Raw genomic sequence first — 22,652 nt, 5'->3', positions numbered from 1 at the left:
CCTCCGTCCTGCACGGTTGACGGATGCCCACGGCCGCAGGACCGGTGCGGACTAAGGCGTGGGGGCGATCATGATGGGGGTTTGGACCCGGAGGAGGAGGGACTGGCTGGTGGAGCCGAAGACCTTGCCGGCGAAGCCACCTCGGCCTCGGGTGCCGACCACCAGGAGTTGGCTGCCGGAGGAGAGGGCGAGCAGGGAACGCTCGGGGGTGTCGTGGGCGGTCTCGCGGTCGATGCGGACGTTGGGGTAGCGCTCCTGCCAACCGGCCAGGGACTCGGCTAGGACGTAGTCGTCGAGGGCATCCATTTCGGGATCGTCGGAGGCGCCTTCGGCGTGCAGGGCGATCACCGCTACGCCGCGGACGGATGCCTCTTCGAGGGCAGCTCGGATGGCGGGCTCGCTGATCTTGGTGCCGTCCACGCCTACCAGGATCGGGCGGGTCGGCAGGTCGACGGGGAAGGGGACGCCGTCCCGGACCACCACGAACGGGCAATGGGCGCGACGCGCCAGCACCGAACTGACCGAGCCGAGCAGGGCGCGGCGCAGGGTGCCGCCACCGCGCGCACCACCGACCAGCATGCGGGCCTGGCGGGTGCGCTCCAGGAGGGTGGGGACGACCGCGCCGGTGGCCAGTTCCGTGGTGATGGTGAGACCGGGGGCAGCCTCCGCGGCCTCCGCGGCCGCGGTTTGCAGCACCCAGTTGCCGTGCTCCTCGAGCTGCGAATAATCCTGGGTGGTGATGGCGGTGCCCAGGCCCAGACCCTCATCGGGGGTGATCTCCAGGACGCGCAGCAGGTGCAGCGGCGCATGGTGCAGGGCGGCGGTGTGGGCGGCCCAGGCCACGGCGGAACCGGCCGATTCGTCCACGGCGACGATCACGGATTCCCCGGTCGACATTGCTACGTCCTCTCCCACCGGCGAATCACGCGGTGCGGCTGCGGGATAGCTGAACGATCGCTACCGACCCTACGCCGCGCTCGGACCGGAACGGTCCAGCGGCACCGCGGTCAGTCCGATGTCCTTGCGCGGGACGTCATGGGTAATCCGTTCAGCACCAGGTCGACGATCCGCTCGGCGAAACCGTCATCGAACGGTTCGCGGGTCAGCAACTTCCGGAAATGCACCGGCGCGGTGAGGGTTTCGAGTACCAGCCAGGTATCGGGGGCGGCGGCCAGCTCACCGCGGGCGACGGCCCGATCGAGCATGATACAGCCCGCCGCCAGCCGGGTCCGCCAGAACTCCGCCCGGGCCTCGGCGAATTCCGGACCGTCGTCCCCACCCGCCATGACCCGCCCGAGCGCGGTGCCCAGCGGTGACTCCACGATCGCCATCAGGGATCGGTTGAACTCGACGAGATCGCCGCGCAGTGATCCGGTGTCGGGCACCGGCAGGTTCTCCGCGCTGTGCTCGAGCAGCGCGTCGAGGATCAACCGGTCGCGGGTCTTCCAGCGCCGGTAGATCGAGGTCTCGTGTACGCCCGCGCGAGCCGCGACCGCGCCGACGCTCAGCTCGTCGAAGCCGTTGTCGGCCAGCGCTTCCAGGGTGGCCGCCAGGACGGCCTGCCGAACGCGGGCGGAACGGCCGCCGGTGCGGCGGCGAATCGAGTCGGTCACGGAATCAGACTAACGCAGTTCCCCTTGCGTTAGAACGAGGCCGGGTCTACCGTCTCTAACGCAAGATGAATTGCGTTAGTCGTAGGAGGATCGGATGGCGTTCCACTGGAAGCTCGACCCGCAGGAACTCTTCGTCGAGCGATACCCGCAGATGGTGGGCACCGGCCTGCCCGCAGCGGATGTCGACGGGGCCCGCGCGGCCATCGCCGATATGTGGGCCGACGCGCCCAGCGGCTGGGTCCACGAATGGTCGCGGCTGGGTGCGAAGTACGCGCGGGCCGGCGAGCACCGGCTCGCGGCCCTCGCCTACGGCTGGGCCAAATTCCCGACCCTGGCCGATGCCGCCAAGCGCGCCGCACTGACCCGGCAGGTCGACCAATACCTGCTCGCCGCACCGGATTTCGGTATCGACTTCGAGCGGATCATGGTCGAGGCCGCCGATCGGGGCGCCCGCGTCGAGGTCCCGGTGCACCTGCTGACGCCGCCCGGATGGTCGTCGACCGACCCGGTGCTGATCGCCTCCGGCGGCGTCGACTCCTGGAAAATGGATCTGCACGCCCTGTTCGCCGACCTGGCGGTGCGTACCGGACTGCGCGTGCTGGCCTTCGACATTCCGGGCACCGGCGAAACGAACGCCCCGCTCTCGGCCGACACCGGCTACGACGTCGTCCGCGCGCTCATCGACCGGGCCCGCACGCTCGGCGGCGGCCCGGTCGCGCATCTGGGCATCTCCATGGGCGGCTACTACGCCGCCAGATCCGGCTTGGCCGGCGAGGTGGACGCCGCCATCGTGCTGGGCGGTCCGGTCGAGCGATCCTTCGACCCGGACCGCACCTGGGCCTTCGGTATGCGCGGAATCGTAGGCAACGCCTTGGGTTTCGACTCCGAGCCCACCGATGTCGAGCTCACCCGGCGCATGTCCGACTTCACCCTGCGACAGTGGCTGGACCGCGACCGGAACGCCCCCATGCTGGTGCTGAACGGCGCGGACGACATCCACATCCCGCGCGCGGACACCCTCGTCTTCGAGGGCCGCCGTGACACCGATGTACACCTGCTCCCCGATACCGGGCACTGCGCGATCACCAAACTGCCCGAGGCGACCCGCCTCATGGTCGACTGGCTGACCCACACCGCACACTGGTGATGCCCGGTCGCCCCGCTCACGGTCGTTCGGCGCCCTCCGGCCACAGCACCGTCACCGGCAGGCCGCGGGCGTGGGCGGTGGCCACCACGTCGGCGGTACCGCCATAACCGCGAGCGGGCAGGCCGTCCCACACCGCGAGCAATTCCCCCGCCTCGTCGAGCATGCGCAGGCTCCCCGCCTGGTGGGCTTCGGAATTCGACTCCTCCCGGTCGACTTCGGTCGCGGCGTAGGCGACCGCCAGCAGCGACGACATCCAGGCGCCGGCACAGTCGGGCGCCTCGGACCCCAACTGTCCGGCGGCGGTGCGCAACAACGTCGAACCCGCTCGGGCATCACCGGTTTCGACCGCGTAGTGGCCGAGGCCGGCCGTCACATAGGAGACCAGCAGCGGATGATGGGTCCGCTCGGCAATTGGTGGCGGTCACCGACATCATCACGGTGACGCCGGAGAACACCATGCCCGTTACGCCACCGGGGAACTGCCGGAGCGGTCCTGGGCGCGGGGGCTGCCATCGCGGTGACCCAGTTCACAACAACCTCTCTTGCAGATACCCCCCAGGGGTATTAACTTGAACTTCCGTAAGGCAGTAAAAGCAGTTGAGAAGGGGCGAGAAGATGACCACCCAGGCGCACACCGGACACCACAACCACGCGGCCCACGGCGACCACGCCGCGCACACCGATCACGCCGCACACGCGGATCACGCCGCACACGCGGCCCATGACGCCCACGCGTCGCACGCCGGACACGATCAGCATGCCGACCACGCCGCGCACGGTGGACACGCTGACCACGCCGGGCACGGAGCGCATGCCGCCCATGCGCACGGCGGACACGACGGCGGCGTACCGGGCGGCCTGCAGGTCACCCAGGACGGCTACACCCTCGACCTGGCCGAAAAGATCGTCGCCACAGGCGAAACCGAGTTCCGGTTCCGCATCCTCGGCCCGGACGGTCTGCCCGTCAACGAGTTCGACGCCATCCACGACAAGGAACTGCACCTGATCGTGGTGCAGCGCGAGCTGACCGGCTTCTGGCACGTGCACCCCGAGCGGCAGGCCGACGGCACCTGGACGGTCCGGCTGAACCTGCCCGCCGCCGGCGCCTACCGCGCCTTCACCGATATCGCGCCGCGCGCCCTGGGCCGGACCATCACGCTCGGAGCGGATTTCGCCATCGCCGGCGACTACCGGCCCGGCACCGCGCCGGAGCCCGAGCGCACCTTCACCGTCGACGGCTACGAGGTCGCCCTCGACGGCGACCTGGTGGCGGGCGAAGGCCGGCTGCTCACCCTGACCGTGCGCAAGGACGGCGAGCTCGTCACCGACCTGCAGCCCTACCTGGCCGCCTACGGACACCTGGTGATCCTGCGCGCCGGCGACCTGGCCTACGTGCACGTGCACCCGAACGGCGAGCCCGGCGACGGCGTCACCGCGCCCGGCCCGGACGTCACCTTCCACACCGCCGTTCCCGGTCGCGGCACCTACCGCTTGTTCCTCGATTTCAAGCACGGCGAGAAGGTCCGCACCGCCGCGTTCACCCTCCCGACCGCGTGATTCTCGAGGCTCCCCAGCAGCCTCGAGGCTCGCGCAACTGAACAGCACTACCGGTCACCTGGAAAGGGCACCCGCCACAGCGGGTGCCCTTCCGGCCGTTCGAGGGGTTTGCGCAGTTCGGGCGCTCACAGGGAACTCCCAGCCGACATGAAGGTGAGGTCAAATCCCGCGGCCTAGGCTCCCCGAGGTCAGAGGAATTTCGGTCGGGTACAGCAGAAAGCAGGTGGCATGTCGACCATCACCGGCGTCGCGGACGATGCGGCCTTGCCCGGCAGCGGCAACGCGGCCGGGGACAGTGACGGGGCGGTACCCGAGGGCACGCGCGCGAGATGGTCGGCGCTGATGGCCCCGCCCGGGCGGCCCCGCTGGGACCGGCCCGCCACGCTCGCGCTGCTGATCGGCACGGCCGTCGTCTACCTCTGGGGACTCGGCAGCGCGGGCTGGGGCAACGGCTATTACGGCGCGGCCGTCCAGTCCGGCACGCAGAGCTGGAAGGCGCTGCTGTTCGCCTCCCTCGATCCGCAGAACTCCATCACCGTCGACAAGCCGCCCGCCGCGATGTGGGTGATGGCCTTGTCCGGCCGCGTCTTCGGCTTCAACTCCTGGTCGATGTTCGTACCGCAGGCCCTCATGGGCGTGGCCGCGGTGGCGCTGCTCATCGCCGCGGTGCGCCGCTGGGCCGGATCGGCCGCCGCGCTCATCGCCGGGGCCGGGCTCGCGCTCACCCCGGTGGCGGCCATGATGTTCCGCTTCAACAACCCCGACGCGCTCATGCTCCTGCTGCTGGTGGCCGCCGCCTACTGCACGGTGCGATCCATCGACGCTGCGGGAGCACGCTTCTGGTCGGCCGGCACCGGCTGGCTGGCCGGCGCGGGCGTGCTCATGGGCTTCGGCTTCCTGGCCAAGATGATGCAGGCGTTCCTGGTGCTGCCCGGCCTGGCCCTGGTGGTCCTGGTGGCCGGTGCGGGCGGATGGCGTACGCGCATCACGCGATTGGTGTCCGCCGGCGTCGCGCTGGTGCTGTCCGCGGGCTGGTATGTGGCGCTGGTCGAACTGTGGCCCGCCGGGTCCCGGCCGTACATCGGCGGGTCCACCAGCAACAGCCTGTGGGAACTGGCCGTCGACTACAACGGTCTGGGTCGAATCCTGGGCAATCACAACGGCGGTGGCGGCGGTCCCCGGCCCACCCCGTCGGCGCTGCCGACGCCGTCCGCCCTGCCCACCCCGACCGGATTGCCGACCTCCTCGGTCGTGCCCACCCCGGGCGCGGGTCCGGATCCGTCCCAGATGCGTGGCGGCTTCGGCGGATTCGGGTCGCAGCCCGGCATCACCCGCCTGTTCTCCGGTGAGCTGGCCACCGAATTCTCGTGGCTGCTGCCCGCCGCCCTGATCGCGCTCGTCGCGGGACTGTGGCTGACCCGCAAACAGCCGCGCACCGACCGCGTCCGCGCGGGTCTGCTGCTGTGGGGCGGCTGGCTGCTGGTCACCGCCGTCGTGCTCAGCTACATGAGCCGCAGCTTCCACTCGTACTACGCGATGGAGTTGGTGCCCGGCATGGCCGCGGTGCTCGGTATCGGCGCGACCCAATTGTGGCAGCGCCGAACCCATGTCGCGGCCCGCGCGACCCTGTCGGTCATGTCTCTGGCCACCGGCGGCTGGTCGTTCGTGCTCCTGCACCGCACCCCCGACTGGCTCCCGTGGCTGCGCTGGACCCTGGTGGCCCTGGCGGTCGTCGCCGCGGCCACGCTGTGGGTCACCCCGAAGCTGCCGCGCTTCGCGCTCGCCATCGGCCTGTTCGCCTTGCTCGCCGGACTCCTCGGCCCGACCGCCTACACCCTGGAGACCGTCGCCGGCGTGCACAACGGCGGCAGCCCGACCGCGGGCCCCGCGCGCAGCCAGCGCGGCGGACCCGGCCAGAACGGCGGTGGCCCCGGCCAATCCGGCGGCGGCCAGCGTGGCGGCGGCGTCGCCGATCCACAGATCGCGGCCCTCGTCGAGGGCAGTGACGCACGCTGGGCGGCGGCCGCGATCGGCGCGCAGGACGTCAGCACCCTCGAATTGACCACCGGCAAGGCGCTGCTCGCGATCGGCGGCTTCAGCGGCCGCGATCCGTCGCCGACCCTGGCCCAGTTCCAGCAGTACGTGGCCGACCACCAGATCGGCTACCTGCTGGTCCGGCAGCGCCAGAACGACGAATCCCGGTCCGGCGGCACGCCGAATCAGGGGCAGCCGAACAACTCCCAGCCCGGCGGCAACCATTCCGGCGAGGGGCGTCAGCCGCACCAGAACCAGAATGGGGCGGGTCAGCAGAACCAGACCGGGGCGGGTCAGCAGCCGACCCAGCAGCCGGGTCAGCCCGGCGGACAGTGGCAGGGCGGCCCGGGCTCCGACAACGGCTCCACCGGCGCCGAGATCACCGCCTGGGTGAAGGACAACTACCCGGTCACCACCGTCGGCAACGTGGAGGTCTACACCCTCACCAAGTAGTCCGCGCTCAGCCCTTCGATATTCGCGCGAGCATGCACTCGTGCAGGCACCGTTCACGGAGCGTGTTGTGGCGCTCCGTGACCTGCCCGATTACTCGGACAGGGTTGGCCCGTAACCGCAGTTTCGGGTCTTCCCGTGGCGGTACCGCTGCCCGGCGGACCGGGTCTGACACGGTTTCCATCGGGCATGTTTACCGTCCCGCCGCAACTCTGCGTGGACGCCAATGCCGCCAGATTCCGGGCGGCGTTGAGATCGCGATCGAGCGCGAGACCGCACCGATCGCAGACGAATACCCGCTCGGACAGCGCCAGCTTGGCTTTCACCGCACTGCACGAGGGAGACGAGCAAGTTCGGGAACTGGGATAGAACCGATTCGCCACCACAAGCGTGCCGCCGTGGCGTCGGGTCTTGTAGGCGAGTTGCCGCCGCAACTCGCTGAACCCAGCGTCGGCGATGTGTTTCGCCAGCCGTCGGTTCTTCAACATTCCGGCGACATTGAGATCCTCTACGACGATTGTGCCGTAGCGGGCGGCCAACGCGGTTGTGAGCTTGTGCAGGCCGTCGCGGCGAATCTCAGCGACGCGCGCCTCGAGTCGGGATGCCTTGGCGTTGGCCTTCAGCCACCGTGTCGATGGTGACACCCCGTGCCTCCGGTCAGGTCCCTGTCGTCGGGCGCGAGACCGGGATAGGCGCCGTCGCTGCCGTTGCACCCGTTGATAGTGGCGCGGATTCGGCACTCTGGCCTCGGTATCGGTGACGCCGATCACCGGCTGGGAGACGACGGCGAGGTTTTTGACCCCCACATCAACGCCGATCCGAGCATTGGGCTGCGCTGGTTGCCGGTCATGGCGCATCACGTGGACCGTGAATGACACCCACCAGCGCCGACCCTGCCGCGATATCGTCATCGATCCCACTCGGGCGGTACCGTTCGCCAAGCGTCGCGCCAGTTTCCGGGTCGATTCACCGGTCCGGACGGACCCGACACGCGGAATCTTCACCCGACGGCACCCGTCGCCGAGGCCGTAGGAACCAGTGGTGAAGGTAAACGATTGCCGTGAGTGCTTCTTCTTCAGGCGAGGAAGCCCCATCCTCGGTCCGGGTCGGGTTCCCTGCTTGGACTTGGCGTAATTGGCGAACGCGTGGGCCAACTGTGCCAGGCCTGATGCATAGGCCTCTTTGCTGTTCTCGCGCCACCACGGCGCGATGCTGTCCTTCTCTGCGTTCCATGCCTTGCGCAAGCTGTAGGCCGACAGATCGATCCATGGGGTGAGATCTTCGACCGGGACACCGTAGGTGGCCTCGGCGGCTCGCTGGTCCCAATTGGCCAGAACCTTTCGAACACCCCAGTTGGCCGCGAAGCGTGCTGCCCCGCAATGGGACCGCAATGATTGCTCCTGGTCGAACGTCGGTTCCAGCGCGAACCGGTAAGCCTGCACCATCGTCTCTGTTAACTCTTCGGATGGCGTGGAGATCGACCCGAATTCGCTCACGTGTTCGAGGTTAGGCAACTTTCCTGCGACACAACAGCCCGAAATGGGCAACACGCAACATGATTCACCAGGTCGCCGACGCAACGTCGCTGAGCCCACGAATTGGCACGGCTCACGGGATAGCTCGAGGTGCTTTCCGGGGATTTTTCGAGTGGTGCATGCTCGTGGTATCCGGTCTGATGGAACGAAATCGGCGCCGGGACCGACCAGTTCGGTGACAGGATTTCGGTATCGGTCGATGGGCGGGGCAGGCCGTGCAAAGTTACAGTGACGGGCGAGAACTCGGGCCGGGCGGGAGGTCGGCGATGGATGGCGTGCGGGCGCGGGTGGGGGTGCTCGGGCCGGTGCAGCTGACCATCGACGGGGTGGCGCAGCAGCTGGGCGGGCCCAAGCAGCGGGCGGTGCTGGCGTACCTGGCCATCAACGCGAACCGGCCGGTCTCGGTGGACGCCCTGGCCAGCGCGGTGTGGGAGGACAATCCGCCGCCCGACGTGCGGGTGAGCCTGCACGCGATCGTCTCCAATCTGCGCAAACCGCTGCGCGACGGCGGCATCGACGCCCGGAACATGCTGCAGCACATGGGAACCGGATATCGGATCGTCGTCGAGGACGCGGCCTGCGATGTGTTCCGCTTCCGCACCCGCCGCGAGAGCGGCCTGCGCGCCCTGGCCGCCGGCCGCTTCGCCGCCGCCACCGACGCGCTGTCCGACGCGCTCGCCCAGTGGCGCGGCCCGGTGCTGTCGGACCTGCGCGGGCTCGGCTTCGCCGACGCCTACGCGGTCGCCCTCGACGACGAGCGCATCGGTGTCATCGAGGCCCGCGCCGAATCCGATATCGCGCAGGGCCGCGCCGAAGGCGTGGTCGCCGAACTGAACCTGCTGGTCCGCGACCACCCGCTGCGGGAATCGCTGTGGGAACAGCTGATCACCGCGCTGTACATGACCGGCCGGCAGTCCGACGCGCTGGAGGCCGCCCGCCGATTGCGCGGCATCCTCGCCGAAGAACTCGGCATCGATCCCGGGCACCGCATCCGGGAGCTGGAATCGCGCATCCTGCGTCAGGACCCGCTCAGCGTGCGGCAGGTCGCCGCCGCCTCGGCCACCCGCGCCACCACCATCGTCGACCGCAGCTGGCACGAACCGCAGGCGTTGCTGCGCGACCGGGCCGGCCACGTCTACCCGGTGGTCGGCTCGACCACTCGAATCGGTCGCCTGTCCGACAACGACATCGCGCTGGCCGACGGCCGGGTCAGCCGCCACCACGCGCTGCTCATCGACAACGGGCACACCTGGGTGATCAAGGACCTGCACTCCTCCAACGGGGTGTATGTCGATGGTGCACGCGTCGTGGACAGCGGGTTATTGTCCGACGGAGCGGTGCTGCGCATCGGCGACACCGAACTGGTCTTCGTACTGGTTCGCGCGGATGACAACGCCGGTTGAACAGGAATGAACCCCATATGTCCGATCCGCGAAGTCCACAGCCATTGATTAACTGACCCTTCATCGGTGAGCCCCCTCACCGCCACGAATCCCCAAGGTCGGTCGGCGATCCTCGAATTAGCCGTTCCGATGCTCATTAGGGGATGCCATGGATCGGAGGCGTTTTCTGAAGCACGCCGCGCACGCAGGTGGTGCGGCCGGAGCGATGTCGCTGCTCCCGCCGAGCCTGGCCCAGGCCTGGGCCGAACCCGCCCCGCCCGGCGGCTGGGACCGCATCGAGCACGTGGTGATCCTGATGCAGGAGAACCGGTCCTTCGACCACTACTACGGGTCCATGCCCGGGGTGCGCGGCTATGCCGACCTGAACGCGCTACAACTGTCCACCGGACGCTCGGTCTTCCACCAGCCCGACGGCGGCCGCGTCGTCCTGCCGTACACCACGACCCTGCAGAACATCGACGGCACCGACCACGGAACCCGCACCGGCCACGACGCTTTCGCCGCAGGCCGCCACGACGCCTGGATCAGGGCGAAGGGCGAGGGCACCATGGTCGGCTACGACCGGGACAGCCTGGGCTTCTACTACCAGCTCGCCGAGGCGTTCACCGTGCTCGACGGCTATCACTGCTCGGTCAACGGGCCCACCGACCCCAACCGCATGTACCTGTTCAGCGGGACCGTGGAAAACCCGCTCGCCTTGGACAATTACGCGGAGCACCTGCAGGTCTCGCTGTTCGCCGACGACATGAAACTGCGCTGGATGCGCAGCCTGCCGGTCTCCGGCATCGTCGACGCCGTCCTGGGCCTGGTGCACGGCCTCACCGGCGCGCTCCCGCCGCCTGTGGCCGCCGCGCTGGCCGGACTGGTCGGCCCGCGCACCGGCAACCTGTTCCTCTACGACGCCCTGCTCGGTCCCGACGCCGGCCGCTACGTCAACGACGTCATCTTCGGCCTGCCCTGGACCACCTACGCCGAACGGCTCCAGGACCGCGGCATCGGCTGGCGGGTCTATCAGGAGTGGGACAACTACACCGACAACGCGCTCGACTTCTTTCTGCCGTTCCGTGAGGCCGCGCGCACCGCGCTCAAATACACCAACGGCGGGCGCGGGGTCGCCTTCGAGAACTTCTTCCGCTATTACGCGGACCTGGAAAAGGATCCGGGTCTCGAACCCGCGTACGCCGCGGCCCTGAAGCGCGGCATGGACGAATTGTCGGCGGGGCAGCGGGCACTGGTCGAACAGGGCCTGCTGCGTTCGCGCACCGGCACCTTGGTGGAGTCCTTCCGCACCGACGTGGCGACCGGACGACTGCCCACGGTGTCCTGGATCGTCGCCCCCTACGTCGACTGCGAGCATCCGGTGATGGGCCCGCGCAACGGCCAGGCCCTGGTCCACGGGGTGCTGGAGGCGCTCGCCGAACACCCCGACGTGTGGAACAAGACCGTCTTCATCCTCAATTACGACGAGAACGACGGCTACTTCGACCACATCCCGCCGCCGACACCGCCGCCGGGCACACCCGGTGAATACTTCGGCCGCCACAATGTCGGGCTGGGCGCGCGGACCCCGGCGATCATCGTGTCGCCGTGGAGCAAACAGGCGGTCTGCTCCGAATTGTTCGACCACACCTCGGTGCTGAAGTTCCTGGAGCGGGTCACCGGCGTCGCCGAACCGAACATCAGCCCGTGGCGACGGCAGATGTGCGGCGATCTGTCCTCGCTGTTCGACTTCGGATCGCGCCGCACCTTCGTGCTGCCCAAGGCCGCACCGCGCGCCGATCAGTCGATGTCCGGTGTCGCGCAACCACTTCCGTTCGTGCAACGCATGCCGAAGCAGCAGACCGGCAGCCGGGCGCGGGTGCCGCTGCCCTATCGGCTGCAGGCGCGCTGCGCCGCCGGTGCGGACGGCGGCGTCACCCTGACCATCGACAACGGCGGCAGCGCGGCCGTGCACTGTTCGGTGCATCCGAACGCCTTCACCGCGGACTACACGCCGACCCGCTTCGACATCGCCGCCGGAACCTCGGTCTCGCAGGACTTTCCGGCGGTGCACGGCCACTACGACTACACCGTGTACGGACCCGACGGATTCCAGCGCCGATTCGCCGGTGACCTCGGCGGGCCGTGCGCGGGGCTCCGGGTCACCGCCACGGCCGCGAACTCCGGGCCGCGCAAGCTCTCCTGGGCCTTCGAGAACGCTGGGGCGCAGCCTGTTTCGGTGCAGGTGGTCGCCAATGCCTACCGGAACGACGGGCCCTGGATCATCGATATCGCCGCGGGTGCGACCGAACACCGGGACATGCCCTGCGACGGCGACGCCGCGGGCGCGGGCTGGTACGACCTGTCGGTGTCAGCGTCCTCCGATGCCGGATTCCGGTGCCGGGTACGCGGATTCGTGGAGACCGGCGCGCCCGGGAAGACCGCCGACGATGCCGCGCCCTTCGACCGGCTGCTGCTGGACCGGTCCCTGTACGAGCCCGGCCGCGACCTGTTGGTCGGCTACAGCCTGGCGCGGGCGGTGGCCGGGCATCGGCTCGCGGTCTACGCCGATCCCGGCGGCTTCACCGGCGCCGTCCCGACGACGCCGGTGCTGCGCGGTCTGGCCCTGGGCAACGGGGTGACGCGGGACGAGGTGGTCCTCGGCGTCACCGAGCAGGATGCCCCGGATGCCGCGGCGACGCCGGTGGCGGCCGTGCGGCAGGCGTCCGTGGTCGATGCCGTCTCGCGGCTGGGCCCGCTGCCCACCGGCTCCTACCTGGTGCATCACCTCGATGACGCGGGTCGTCCGCTGGTTCGTCCGGCGCGTTTCCGGGTGCTTTAACTCGATCCGACCGCCTGGTACATCGGGACGACTTTGCAACGAGTTCTAGACAGATCGTGCATTTTGTCTTACCGTCGGTTCATGAGTTCAACGGCGTCTCATACAGTGCGATACGAACTGCGATCCGGCGAAACCTGGCGCAATCCGTATCCCATGTATTCCCAACTGCGCGACCACGATCCGGTCCACCGGGTCGTCCCCGAAGGCCGCGAATCCGACGACTTCTACGTCCTGACGCGGCACGCGGACGTGTACGCGGCCGCCCGCGAACCCGAGAACTACTCCTCGGCCTCCGGACTCACCGTCGACTACGTGGACCTGGTGGCGGCCGGCTTCGGCGCCGCCAAGCCGTTCGTGTTCATGGACCCGCCCGACCACACCGACTTCCGCCGCCGCGTCTCCCCGGGATTCACGCCCCGCCAGGTGAATTCGGTCGAACCCGAGGTGCGCGCCTTCGTCATCGAGCGCATCGAACGGCTGCGCGCGGCCGGCGGCGGCGACATCGTCAAGGAACTGTTCAAACCGCTGCCCACCATGGTGGTGGCGCACTACCTCGGTGTGCCGGAACAGGACCGGGGCCGCTTCGACGACTGGACCGAGAACATCGTCGGCGGCGCCGTCGCCGGAGCCGGACTGGCCGCGGGCGACCAGAACGCCTTCACCGCGGTCGGGGAGATGGTCGGCTACTTCAGCGAACTCATCGACCGCCGCCGCCGCGAACCCGGCGACGACACCATCTCCCACCTGCTCGCCTCCGGGCTGGGAGAGGACGGCGACAACGAGGGCCTGCTGGCCATGCTCGGCTTCGCCTTCACCATGATCACCGGCGGCAACGACACCACCACCGGAAACCTCGGCGGCGCGGTGCAACTGCTCACCGCCTACCCCGAACAGCGTCGCCTGCTGGTGGAGAACCCGGCCCTGATCACCGACGCGGTCGAGGAATTCCTGCGCATGACCTCCCCGGTGCAGGGCCTGGCGCGCACCGCCACCCGCGACATCGAACTGCACGGTGTCACCATCCCCGAAGGCCGGCGCGTGCTGCTGTGCTACGGGTCCGCTAATCGCGACGAACGCGAATTCGGTCCCACCGCGGGCGAGCTCGACGTGCGCCGCAACCCCAAGCGCATCATGACCTTCAGCCACGGCCACCACCACTGCCTCGGTGCGGCCGCCGCCCGCATGGTCGCCCGGGTCGCGCTCGAGGAACTGCTGTCCCGCTGCCCCGACTTCACCGTCGACCTCGACGCCGTGCAGTGGGCCCACGGGAACTACGTGCGCTGGCCGATCTCCGTGCCGTTCCGCGCGGAGGCCTAGACGCACCGGGCCGCCTACCACGTGGGTCGGCCCGGTTGCACCGTCCGCGCGCCGCGCGGGCAGAGTGTGAGCGAACGGGTTCGGCGTCAATGGCGCCGCCGGACCCGTGAACACCGCAGGGCCGCGAACACCGAAGGGAAGGGCATGAGCCGAGATTGGCTGGCGGACGGCCGGGCCGACCTGGCCGCCGAACGCATCCTCGACGCCGCCGCACAGCTGTTCGCCGAGCGCGGTGTCACCGCCGTCGGCATGGGCGACATCGCCAAGGCGGCCGGCTGCTCCCGCGCGACCCTCTACCGCTACTTCGAGAACCGGCAGGCCGTCCGGCTGGCCTTCGTGCACCGCGCCACCCGCCGCATCGCGGGCGGCGTGTTCGAGCAGGTCGCCGCCATCGAGGACCCGGGCGAGAAAGTGGTCGCCGCCATGCTCGGCTCGATTCGCGCGGTCCGGGCCGAACCCCTGCTCATCGCCTGGTTCCGGCCCGGCGAATCCGGTGCGGCCGGACGCATCAGCCAGGACTCCGACGTCATCGAATCCATTGCGGCGGGCCTGTTCGCGCCCACCGCGCTGACCGATCCCGAACGCAGCCGCCTGGCCCGCTGGCTCACCCGCATCATCGTCTCCTTCCTCGCCGCGCCCGGCCGCGACGACGCCGAGGAACGCGCCATGCTGGAGGAATTCGTGGTCCCGGTGGTCAGCCGCGCCTTCGTCTGACGGTCAGCGACCCGTCCGGTGGCCGAGGTGGTGACCGTAGAGACGGTCGGAGAGCATCGCCGCGAGATCGGCCACGGCCTCGTGCGCGACCCGCATCGGCATGGCATGGAAGACGTGCCACAGCCCCGGATACTCCCGATGCCGCAGGGGCGCGGCCGATTTCGCCGCGAGATCGGCGAAGCGACGCGCATCTCCCGCCAGCAGATCATCGGCCGCAGAGTGCATGACGATGGGCGGTAGATCGGTGATGTCGCGGTAGAGCGGCGAGCGGTCACGGCGCACGTCCTCGGGAACACCGGGTAGGTAGGCGTCCATGAACTGCGCCATCAGCGGCGGGTTCAGCAGCGGCTCCCGGCTCGGATCGCAGTGGAATGCAGAGGAATTCGCGGTCAGATCCAGGACCGGGCAGATCAGGCCCAGGATTGCGGGCTGCGGCCAATGCTTGTCGCGTAGCCGTATGGCCAGATCCAAGGCCAAGCCGCCGCCCGCCGAATCACCCACCACGGCAATGCGTTCGGCCGGAATACCCTGGGCGAGCAGGGCGCGGTAGGCCGCGAGCGTGTCGTCGATGGCCGCCGGATGCGGGTGCTCCGGGGCCAGCCGATAGTCCAGGGCATGGACCTTCGTGCCCATGGCCGCCGCCAGCGCACCGGTGAGGGTGCGGACCATGCGCGGCATGCCGATCACATAGCCGCTGCCGTGCAGGTACAGCACCGCCGCATCGGCGGGAGCCGAACGAGGAGTGAGGGTTTCGACCGGTATGCCGCCCAGCTGTCCGGTCGACACGGCGACGCCGCGGGGCGCGCGGGCGAAAGTGGTGCCCGCGCCGACGCGGGATCGCACCCGGTCCCATTCGGGGGCCGGGCCGAACCACCAGTGGCCGACCAGCCGGGAAACGAAGCGCCACAGGGTTTTCTCCACGGTCATCAGCTCCGGCTCGCCGCACGTAGGTCCAGGTGATAATCGACCGTGTCGGGGGCGCTGCGAATCAGCTTCTCGTAGGCTCCCGGCGTCCACGGCCACAGCTCGGGTAACCCGTCCTTGCCCAGATACCAGCTGGTGCAGCCGGTGGTCCACACCGTGCTCGGGGCGGCCGCCCGCATGCGCGCGTTGTAGCGGTCGGTGGCGGCATGGGTCGGGGCGATGGTCGTGAATTCGCCTGCCCGCCAGCGCTGCAGCCAGCCGACGATGCGGGTGGACTGCGCCTCGGCGACCGCGGTCAGCGGGTGGTTCGCGAACGGGCTGTGCGGGCCGACCAGCATGAACAGGTTCGGGAAGTCCGGCATCATGACGCCCTCGAAGGCGCGCGGGCCCGCCCCCCACGCCTGATCCAGGGTGCGGCCGTACGCGCCGGTGATCGCCATCGGACGCATGAAGGCGTGCGAGTCGAATCCCGTTGCCAGCACCAGGATGTCGAGCTCGTGCAGGCGGCCGTCGGCGGTGACCACGCCACGCTGCTCGACCGCGTCGATGCCCTCGGTCACCAGCCTGACATCCGGGCGCTGGACGGTCCGGTAGAAGCGATCCGACACCACCAGGCGCTTGCACATGGCCTGATAGTCGGGCGTCAGCTTGGCGCGCAGTTCGGGATCCTCGACCGTCTTCAGGTGTCGCTCCACGACCCACTGGATCAGCTTGCGCACCCGGCCCGGATGCACCAGCCCCTGCGAGAACACCGCGAAGGCCGCCCGGTTGAACAGGTAGGGGACCGCGCCCAGCGCGGGCACCCGCTTGTACAGCCATTTCGACAGCCGCGTGTAGGACCGGTTGACCGTCGGCAGGATCCACTGCGGAGTGCGTTGGAACAACACGACTTCCGAGGCCTTTCCGGCCATCGCGCTCACCAGCTGGGTGCCGGTGGAGCCGGTGCCGATCACGCCGACCCGCTTGCCGGTGATCTCCACGTCGTGCCGCCAGCGCGCCGAATGCATGACCGGTCCCGCGAAAGCGTCCAGTCCGGGAATGTCGGGCCGGGTCGGGTGGTGCAGGAAACCCGTTGCGCACAAGACGAAGTCGAAGCGCCCCGTGGCCCCGTCGGAGGTGGTGACCTGCCAGCCGTCGCCGTCGAACTCCGCGCCCGTCACCTCGGTCCCGAAGCGGGTGTTGCGGTGCAGCCCGTGCTCGCGCGCCACCCCGACCAGGTAGTCCTTGATCTCCGGGCCCGCCGAATACAGGTGGGTCCATTCGGGATTCTTGGCGAAGCGGAACTGGTAGTACCGCGACGGCACATCGCAGACCAGGCCCGGATAGCTGTTGTCGCGCCAGGTCCCGCCGTAGTCGTCGGCCTTCTCGTAGATGGTGAAGTCGGCGAAACCGGCGCGTTGCAGGGCCACGGCCATGCAGATCCCGGAGATTCCGGCACCCACGATGGCGATCCGCGGTGAGCTCATGGGACGCCAGCCTAGACACGTGTCTCCCGCCTGGGGAAGGGTTTGGCGAATATCGGTAGACATTCCGTCATTCGCTAGACACGTTGTAAAGCGACTGCTACCGTGTGCGCCAGATCACAACGTCTAGGCAAGGAAGTCACGATGCGCGCACTCCAGTGGACCGGCCCGGAAAAAGTGCAGATCAACGACATCCCGGTCCCCGACATCGGACCCACCGACCTGCTGATCAAGGTCGGCGCCGCCGGTGTCTGCCACTCCGACCTGACGTTGGTGAACTTCCCCATCCAGCTGCGCGAGGACCCGCTCACCCTCGGCCACGAGATCGCCGGCACCATCGAGGCCATCGGCTCCGACGTCAACGGCCGCGAAATCGGCGAACGCGGCGTCATCTTCCTGTTCTGGACCTGCGGCACCTGCCGCGAATGCGTTAGCGGCAACGAGAACGTCTGCCTCGCCGCCGGTCGCGTCGCCATGCCGCCCACCCCGGGCCTGGTTCTGGACGGCGGCATGGCCGAATACGTGCGCGTCCCTGCCAGCACCTTCGTGCCCATCGGCGACCTCGACTTCCTGCAGGCCGCCCCCGTCGCCGACGCCGCCCTCACCGCGTATCACGCCATTCGCGGTGCGCGCGAAGCACTTCGGCCGGGCGGCACCGCGGTCGCCATCGGCATCGGCGGACTCGGGCACGTGGGCCTGCAGATCCTGCAAGCCATCTCCGGGGTGCGCGTGATTGCCGTCGACCAGGCCCAGGACAAGCTGGACCTGGCCCGCGACTGCGGCGCGGAAGTCGGCATCCTCTCCGGCGGCGACACCGCCAAGCAGATCCTCGACCTGACCGACGGGCGTGGCGCGGACGCCGTCTTCGACTTCGTCGGCGTCGACGCCACCGCCAAACTGGCCTGCGAGACCGTCGCCCCCAACGGCGCCTACCGCATGGTCGGACTCGGCGGCGGCGCACCGGAACTCACCGCCGGACCCGCCGGCGGGCCCGGCTGGCCCTGGGGCGCCACCGTCCGAAAGTCGCTGGGCGGCACCCGCAGCGACCTGCACGCCTGCGTGGCCCTCGCCCAGGCGGGCAAGATCCACCTCGAGGTCGAGCGCTTCGACCTCACCGACGGCCCGGAAGCCCTGCGCCGCTTGGACGCCGGACACATCCGGGGACGCGCAGTCCTGGTCCCATGACCGGTTAGTCTCCTTGGCATGGGGAGGCTCTGGCCGTTGCTGGCCATCACGACATGCACATTGCTGACCGCCTGCGGGCCCGGCGACACCGTCGCGGACTCGCAGGCGCCGGCGTCGACTTCGACTTCGACTCCGGCAGTGGGGAAGACGACCACCAAACCGGCCGCGACCTCGACCATGCAGGTGGCCGTAGCGGATCTGCCGAAGTGCGGCGACATCCCCGGGGCGGGCGCGATGCCGCACGATCCGCTCCCGGACTGCCGCCTGAGCTCTCGGGACAGCGCGGCGCTCTCGTTCATCGTGCGGCACAAGGCCGGACACGGCGGCAATCCCTGGACGGCCATCGATGTCACCGGAAGTGATGGAAAGGTGCTCCAGACCCTCGACGTCCGCGATACCGAGATTCCCGCAGAGCCCTACCTGGCCGATCTGGACGTCGACGGCCGGGATGAGCTGATCGTGCCCGTATCCACCGCGATCGTCGGCAACTCCACCTACGTCGTCTTCCGTCCCAAAGCCGACAAGCTCGAATTCGTCGAGGCCGGAAAGATCTTCGGCATCGGAGTCGACCGCACGGCGAGCGGCTACATCGCCGCGATGTCGAAGAGCGGTCCCGCGGACAAGTACATCGAGTTCCAGAAGTTCGTCGGATCCACGCTGGTGTTTGTCGCCGAGATCATCCAGACCTTCGACAAGGACGGCCACAGCACCTGCCGCGTCGATGACGAAAAGGGAGTTCCGGAGTCCGAATTCAGTGATGAGGAAGTGGTGCGGCGCTTCTGCGGCGAGCAGTTGCTGCGCACGAGCCCGGTCGGCTGATCGGCTACTGCAAACCGGTGATCCGGTGTTGCAGCCAGCGGCGGGATTCGGGGTAGCGGGCGTGGGCCAGGATCTTGCGGCGCGTCGCCCGGCATCTGACGGACCCGGACACCGCGGGCGGCGGACAGCACCCGATCCAGCGCGTCGGGATCGCCGCCCGCGGCCTGCCCCCCGAAACCCATACCGAAACAGCAATCCGACCCGACGGTCCTCGGCGTGGCGCCGCGACGCTCGCTCGGATCTTGTCGTTGTCCAGTCTGTTGCTGAACTGGTACGTACCAGCTGGTGATACGGTTCCGTGTGACGCCGACAACTCCGGCCACCAGCGAAGGCGCACCGACCAGGAGCCCAGCGGTGGCCGACCGGTGAGAACTGCATTGTTGCCGAGAAGCCAGATTTAGGAGAGACAGTGGCGCTATCGGACTCCCCGCGAGACGCTGCCGGTCCCGCCGCCCGCCGCGGCGGACTGTTCCGGACCAAATCCGTCGAACAGTCGATCCGGGACACCGATGATCCCGACGCCAAACTCCGCAAGGACCTGACCTCCTGGGACCTCACGGTCTTCGGCGTCGCGGTCGTGGTCGGCGCGGGCATCTTCACCCTCACCGCGCGTACCGCCGGCAACATGGCCGGACCCGCCGTCTCCCTGGCCTTCGTCTTCGCCGCCGTCGCCTGCGGCCTGGCCGCGCTCTGCTACGCCGAGTTCGCCTCCACCGTCCCGGTCGCGGGCAGCGCGTACACCTTCTCCTACGCCACCTTCGGCGAGGTCGTCGCCTGGATCATCGGCTGGGACCTGATCCTGGAATTCGCGCTCGGCACCTCGGTGGTGGCCAAAGGCTGGTCGCAGTACCTGGGCACGGTCATGGGCGGGCGGTCGGCCATCTGGCACTTCGGCTCGGTCAAATTCGACTGGGGCGCAGTGCTGCTGATCGCCATCCTCGGCGTGCTGCTGGCCATGGGCACCAAGCTGTCCTCGCGGGTGTCCGCGGTCGCGGTCGCCATCAAGCTCGCCGTCATCGCGCTGGTGGTCGTGGTCGGCGCCACCTACTTCAAGGCCTCGAACCTGAAGCCGTTCATCCCCGAATCGGTGCCCAACGCCGACTCCGGCGCGAGCAAGATCCACCAGACCCTGTTCCAGCTGGTCACCGGCGGCGGCAACAGCCACTTCGGCTGGTACGGCCTGCTCGCCGCCGCCTCCATCGTGTTCTTCGCCTTCATCGGCTTCGACGTGGTCGCCACCGCCGCCGAGGAGACCAAGGACCCCAAGCGCAATGTGCCGCGCGGCATCCTCGGCTCGCTCGCCATCGTGACCGTGCTCTACGTGGCGGTGTCGCTGGTGCTCACCGGCATGGTGTCCTACAAGGACCTGCAGGGCAACGACGCCACGCTCGCAACGGCTTTCGCCATCCACGGCGTCACCTGGGCCAAGAACATCATCTCCATCGGCGCGCTGGCCGGTCTGACCACCGTCGTCATGGTGCTGTTCCTGGGCCAGACCCGCGTGCTGTTCGCCATGGCCCGCGACGGACTGATGCCGCGCAAGCTCGCCCACACCGGCCCCAAGGGCACCCCGGTGCGGATCACCGCCATCGTCGGCGTCATCTGCGCGGTGCTGGCCGGGTTCGTGGACTTCGGCACGCTCGAGGAAATGGTCAATATCGGCACGCTGTTCGCGTTCGTGCTGGTGTCCATCGGCGTGGTCGTGCTGCGCCGCACCCGCCCGGACCTGCCGCGCGGATTCACGGTGCCGTGGGTGCCGCTCATCCCGATCCTGTCGGTGATCGCCTGCGCCTGGCTGATGTTCAACCTGTCGGTGGAGACCTGGCTGCGATTCGTCATCTGGATGGCGATCGGCATGGTCGTGTACTTCGCCTACGGGCGCAGGCACTCGCTGCTCAACACAGCGGAGACGAAATCCGGTAGCTGATCGGGTGCTCAGGTTCGGTGCTGGTGGTGTGTCGTCCGCACGTCACCTGATGGAATGCGGTTCAATTGCTCTGAATAGTGAGAGTTGTGCCACAAGTTCCGCCCATCAGCACCGTCACAGCATCCCGAGAGGAACCGATCGTGAGCATGCTCCTCGCCGTGCATGACGCCTACACCACGGTTGTCGCGCAGATCGGCAACCCCACCCCGGAGACCCCGCCGGTGGCGGACAAGCTGATGAAGCTGGTCCGCTACTTCACCTGGTTCACCATGCTTTCCGGCGTCACCGCCATCACCTACGGCGGCGGCCGGTTCGCGTGGGAGAAGTGGAGCGGCGGTGGTCTCGAGTCACCGAAGATGGTGGCCGGAGCCATGATCGGCGGCGCGACCGCCACCAGTGCCGGAACCATCATGAACGCGGTCATCGGCAGCTAGAACGCGCCATGTGACTCTCAGGGGATTCGCCTCCGCACCCCCTGGGGAAACCGGGTGCGCCGGAAACCGGCGCACCCGTTCGCGCGTTTTGGGATCAGCCCTGCGCGATCAGCCCTGCGCCAGCATGGTGTTCATCTGATCGATCTCCTGCTGCTGCGCGGTGATGATGGCCTGCGCCATGGCCTTGGACTCGGCGTTGGAGCCTTGCGCCAGTTCGGTGTTCGCCATGGTGATCGCGCCCTTGTGGTGCTCGATCATCATCTGCATCCACAGCTTGTCGAACTCGGCGCCCGACAGGCTCTCCAGCTTCGTCATCTGATCCTTGGTCATCATGCCGTCCATGCCCGCGTGGCCGCCCACATCGGCGGACGGGGCGGGCTTGCCGAAACTCTGCAGCAGCGTGGTGATCTGCTGCATCTCCGGCGACTGCGCCTGCTCCACGGCCTTGGCCAGGGTGATCAGCTGCTGGTTCTGCGAGCGGGTCGGGACCAGCTTCGCCATCTCCACCGCCTGTGCGTGATGCGGGTACATCCCTTGCAGGAACGCCACATCGGCATCGTCGAAGTCGCTGCGGGTCGCCGCCTGCGCCGACGTGCTGGTCTTGCCGTGATCCATGCCGGGCATGGCGCCGTGATCCATGGCCGCCGTCGTGGTCGTGGCCTTCGAACTGTCGCTGTCGTTGCTGCTACAGCCGGCCGCGATCAGAGCGGTGGCGGCGGTGCCGGCGATCAGGACGAGCTTGATACGCGTGCTGAACATGGTTGAACTCCTTGGGGTTTGGTGAGCGATCAGGAAAATGGGCATGCCGAAATCCGCGTCCGCGTGGGGTAACGCGGCGCGGCGGCCCATCAGATCCGCAGAATCGCCAGGTCGGCCAGGGAGAGAACCGTCCACGGGGGTGGACGGGCGTGATGCGCGCGCGGGTGGCGCGGTCCCGAGACGAGGCTGCCGCGGCGTTCGATGCCGACCCAGGCCAGCAGGGCCAGACCGAGTCCGAGCAGCAGTGTCGCGAGGACGAACAGACAACCGTGCATTCCGGCGTGACCATTGCCGCAGTCGCCGCCGCAGCCCGGCACGGACATGGCCCGGTCCATGGACATGGCGACCGGCATGGCCGCCACAGGCGGCAGCGCGTCGTGCTCGGCCATGACGGCCGGTGCGCTCATCGCCGAACCGGAGTCGTGATCCATGCCGTCGTGGCTCATGCCCAGGACCAGGGCGTGCATGGCCACCAGACCGGCCAGCAGTGCGAGCAGCCCGAAGGCCCGGAGATACCGGGTGCCGGGGGACCGCTGCTCGACCACCCGGA

At 68.8% G+C, this 22,652-nt stretch carries 19 protein-coding genes; 11 read left to right on the top strand and 8 right to left on the bottom strand.

Going from position 1 to position 22,652, the window contains the following annotated elements; all coding sequences use genetic code 11:
* Positions 1–51 precede the first annotated feature (51 nt).
* Positions 52–897: a universal stress protein gene (locus tag ACYVKL_RS15500; RefSeq protein ID WP_379163794.1), complete on the bottom strand. Its 846-nt coding sequence runs from the start codon at positions 895–897 to the stop codon at positions 52–54.
* A 110-nt stretch (positions 898–1,007) separates the two neighbouring features.
* A complete protein-coding gene (locus ACYVKL_RS15495; RefSeq protein WP_379163791.1) occupies positions 1,008–1,613 on the bottom strand; it encodes a TetR/AcrR family transcriptional regulator in 606 nt (201 codons plus the stop codon).
* Positions 1,614–1,707: 94 nt separating this feature from the next.
* Here ACYVKL_RS15495 and ACYVKL_RS15490 point away from each other — a divergent pair, with 94 nt between their 5' ends.
* The gene (locus ACYVKL_RS15490) at positions 1,708–2,760 is read left to right on the top strand and encodes an alpha/beta fold hydrolase (RefSeq protein ID WP_379163788.1); all 1,053 of its coding nucleotides are present in this window, start codon (positions 1,708–1,710) and stop codon (positions 2,758–2,760) included.
* A gap of 16 nt (positions 2,761–2,776) precedes the next feature.
* Here ACYVKL_RS15490 and ACYVKL_RS15485 read toward each other — a convergent pair whose 3' ends face one another.
* Positions 2,777–3,133 carry a hypothetical protein gene (locus ACYVKL_RS15485; protein WP_379163785.1) on the bottom strand — a complete coding sequence of 119 codons (357 nt, stop codon included), beginning with the start codon at positions 3,131–3,133 and terminating at the stop codon, positions 2,777–2,779.
* A 242-nt stretch (positions 3,134–3,375) separates the two neighbouring features.
* Here ACYVKL_RS15485 and ACYVKL_RS15480 point away from each other — a divergent pair, with 242 nt between their 5' ends.
* Both ACYVKL_RS15480 and ACYVKL_RS15475 read left to right on the top strand, forming a co-directional pair.
* Complete coding sequence (locus ACYVKL_RS15480) at positions 3,376–4,317, top strand: hypothetical protein (RefSeq protein ID WP_379163782.1); 942 nt, start codon at positions 3,376–3,378, stop codon at positions 4,315–4,317.
* 228 nt (positions 4,318–4,545) lie between these two features.
* A complete protein-coding gene (locus ACYVKL_RS15475) occupies positions 4,546–6,804 on the top strand; it encodes an ArnT family glycosyltransferase (protein WP_379163779.1) in 2,259 nt (752 codons plus the stop codon).
* 53 nt (positions 6,805–6,857) lie between these two features.
* On the opposite strand, the gene tnpB is transcribed toward ACYVKL_RS15475, so the two are convergent.
* On the bottom strand, positions 6,858–8,297 hold the full coding sequence (gene tnpB / locus ACYVKL_RS15470; protein ID WP_379163776.1) for an IS607 family element RNA-guided endonuclease TnpB: 1,440 nt from the start codon (positions 8,295–8,297) through the stop codon (positions 6,858–6,860).
* Positions 8,298–8,602: 305 nt separating this feature from the next.
* On the opposite strand from tnpB, the gene ACYVKL_RS15465 reads away from it, so the two are divergent.
* The 4 genes from ACYVKL_RS15465 (at position 8,603) to ACYVKL_RS15450 (ending at position 14,591) form a co-directional block, all read left to right on the top strand.
* Positions 8,603–9,739, top strand: coding sequence for a BTAD domain-containing putative transcriptional regulator (locus tag ACYVKL_RS15465; RefSeq protein ID WP_379163773.1), 1,137 nt, complete (start codon positions 8,603–8,605; stop codon positions 9,737–9,739).
* Between the two features lie 148 nt (positions 9,740–9,887).
* Complete coding sequence (locus ACYVKL_RS15460; RefSeq protein ID WP_379163770.1) at positions 9,888–12,560, top strand: alkaline phosphatase family protein; 2,673 nt, start codon at positions 9,888–9,890, stop codon at positions 12,558–12,560.
* 81 nt (positions 12,561–12,641) lie between these two features.
* Positions 12,642–13,877 (top strand): cytochrome P450, encoded by a 1,236-nt coding sequence (locus tag ACYVKL_RS15455; protein WP_379163768.1) that lies wholly within the window; start codon positions 12,642–12,644, stop codon positions 13,875–13,877.
* A 144-nt stretch (positions 13,878–14,021) separates the two neighbouring features.
* The gene (locus tag ACYVKL_RS15450) at positions 14,022–14,591 is read left to right on the top strand and encodes a TetR/AcrR family transcriptional regulator (protein WP_379163765.1); all 570 of its coding nucleotides are present in this window, start codon (positions 14,022–14,024) and stop codon (positions 14,589–14,591) included.
* A 3-nt stretch (positions 14,592–14,594) separates the two neighbouring features.
* Here the strand turns inward: ACYVKL_RS15450 and ACYVKL_RS15445 are convergent, their stop codons facing one another.
* Together ACYVKL_RS15445 and ACYVKL_RS15440 are read right to left on the bottom strand one after the other, a co-directional pair.
* On the bottom strand, positions 14,595–15,518 hold the full coding sequence (locus tag ACYVKL_RS15445) for an alpha/beta hydrolase (protein WP_379163762.1): 924 nt from the start codon (positions 15,516–15,518) through the stop codon (positions 14,595–14,597).
* Complete coding sequence (locus tag ACYVKL_RS15440; protein WP_379163759.1) at positions 15,518–16,981, bottom strand: flavin-containing monooxygenase; 1,464 nt, start codon at positions 16,979–16,981, stop codon at positions 15,518–15,520. Before ACYVKL_RS15440 ends, ACYVKL_RS15445 begins: the two co-directional genes overlap by 1 nt.
* A 141-nt stretch (positions 16,982–17,122) precedes the next feature.
* Here ACYVKL_RS15440 and ACYVKL_RS15435 point away from each other — a divergent pair, with 141 nt between their 5' ends.
* The 4 genes from ACYVKL_RS15435 (at position 17,123) to ACYVKL_RS15420 (ending at position 21,343) form a co-directional block, all read left to right on the top strand.
* Positions 17,123–18,163, top strand: a complete 1,041-nt coding sequence (locus tag ACYVKL_RS15435) for an NAD(P)-dependent alcohol dehydrogenase (protein WP_213559505.1) — start codon at positions 17,123–17,125, stop codon at positions 18,161–18,163.
* A gap of 18 nt (positions 18,164–18,181) precedes the next feature.
* Positions 18,182–18,982 (top strand): hypothetical protein, encoded by an 801-nt coding sequence (locus ACYVKL_RS15430; RefSeq protein ID WP_379163756.1) that lies wholly within the window; start codon positions 18,182–18,184, stop codon positions 18,980–18,982.
* Between the two features lie 409 nt (positions 18,983–19,391).
* Entirely contained in the window at positions 19,392–20,909 is a 1,518-nt protein-coding gene (locus ACYVKL_RS15425) for an APC family permease (protein WP_379163753.1), read from the top strand.
* A gap of 146 nt (positions 20,910–21,055) precedes the next feature.
* A complete protein-coding gene (locus ACYVKL_RS15420; RefSeq protein ID WP_172416847.1) occupies positions 21,056–21,343 on the top strand; it encodes a hypothetical protein in 288 nt (95 codons plus the stop codon).
* 108 nt (positions 21,344–21,451) lie between these two features.
* Here the strand turns inward: ACYVKL_RS15420 and ACYVKL_RS15415 are convergent, their stop codons facing one another.
* Together ACYVKL_RS15415 and ACYVKL_RS15410 are read right to left on the bottom strand one after the other, a co-directional pair.
* On the bottom strand, positions 21,452–22,102 hold the full coding sequence (locus tag ACYVKL_RS15415) for a DUF305 domain-containing protein (RefSeq protein ID WP_379163750.1): 651 nt from the start codon (positions 22,100–22,102) through the stop codon (positions 21,452–21,454).
* An 89-nt stretch (positions 22,103–22,191) separates the two neighbouring features.
* Positions 22,192–22,647, bottom strand: a complete 456-nt coding sequence (locus ACYVKL_RS15410) for a DUF6153 family protein (protein ID WP_379163747.1) — start codon at positions 22,645–22,647, stop codon at positions 22,192–22,194.
* Positions 22,648–22,652 lie beyond the last annotated feature (5 nt).

It is taken from the genome of Nocardia tengchongensis, from assembly GCF_054781395.1.
Note: the sequence above shows the minus strand (reverse complement) of the source record. Positions and strands in the feature narration are given on the sequence as shown.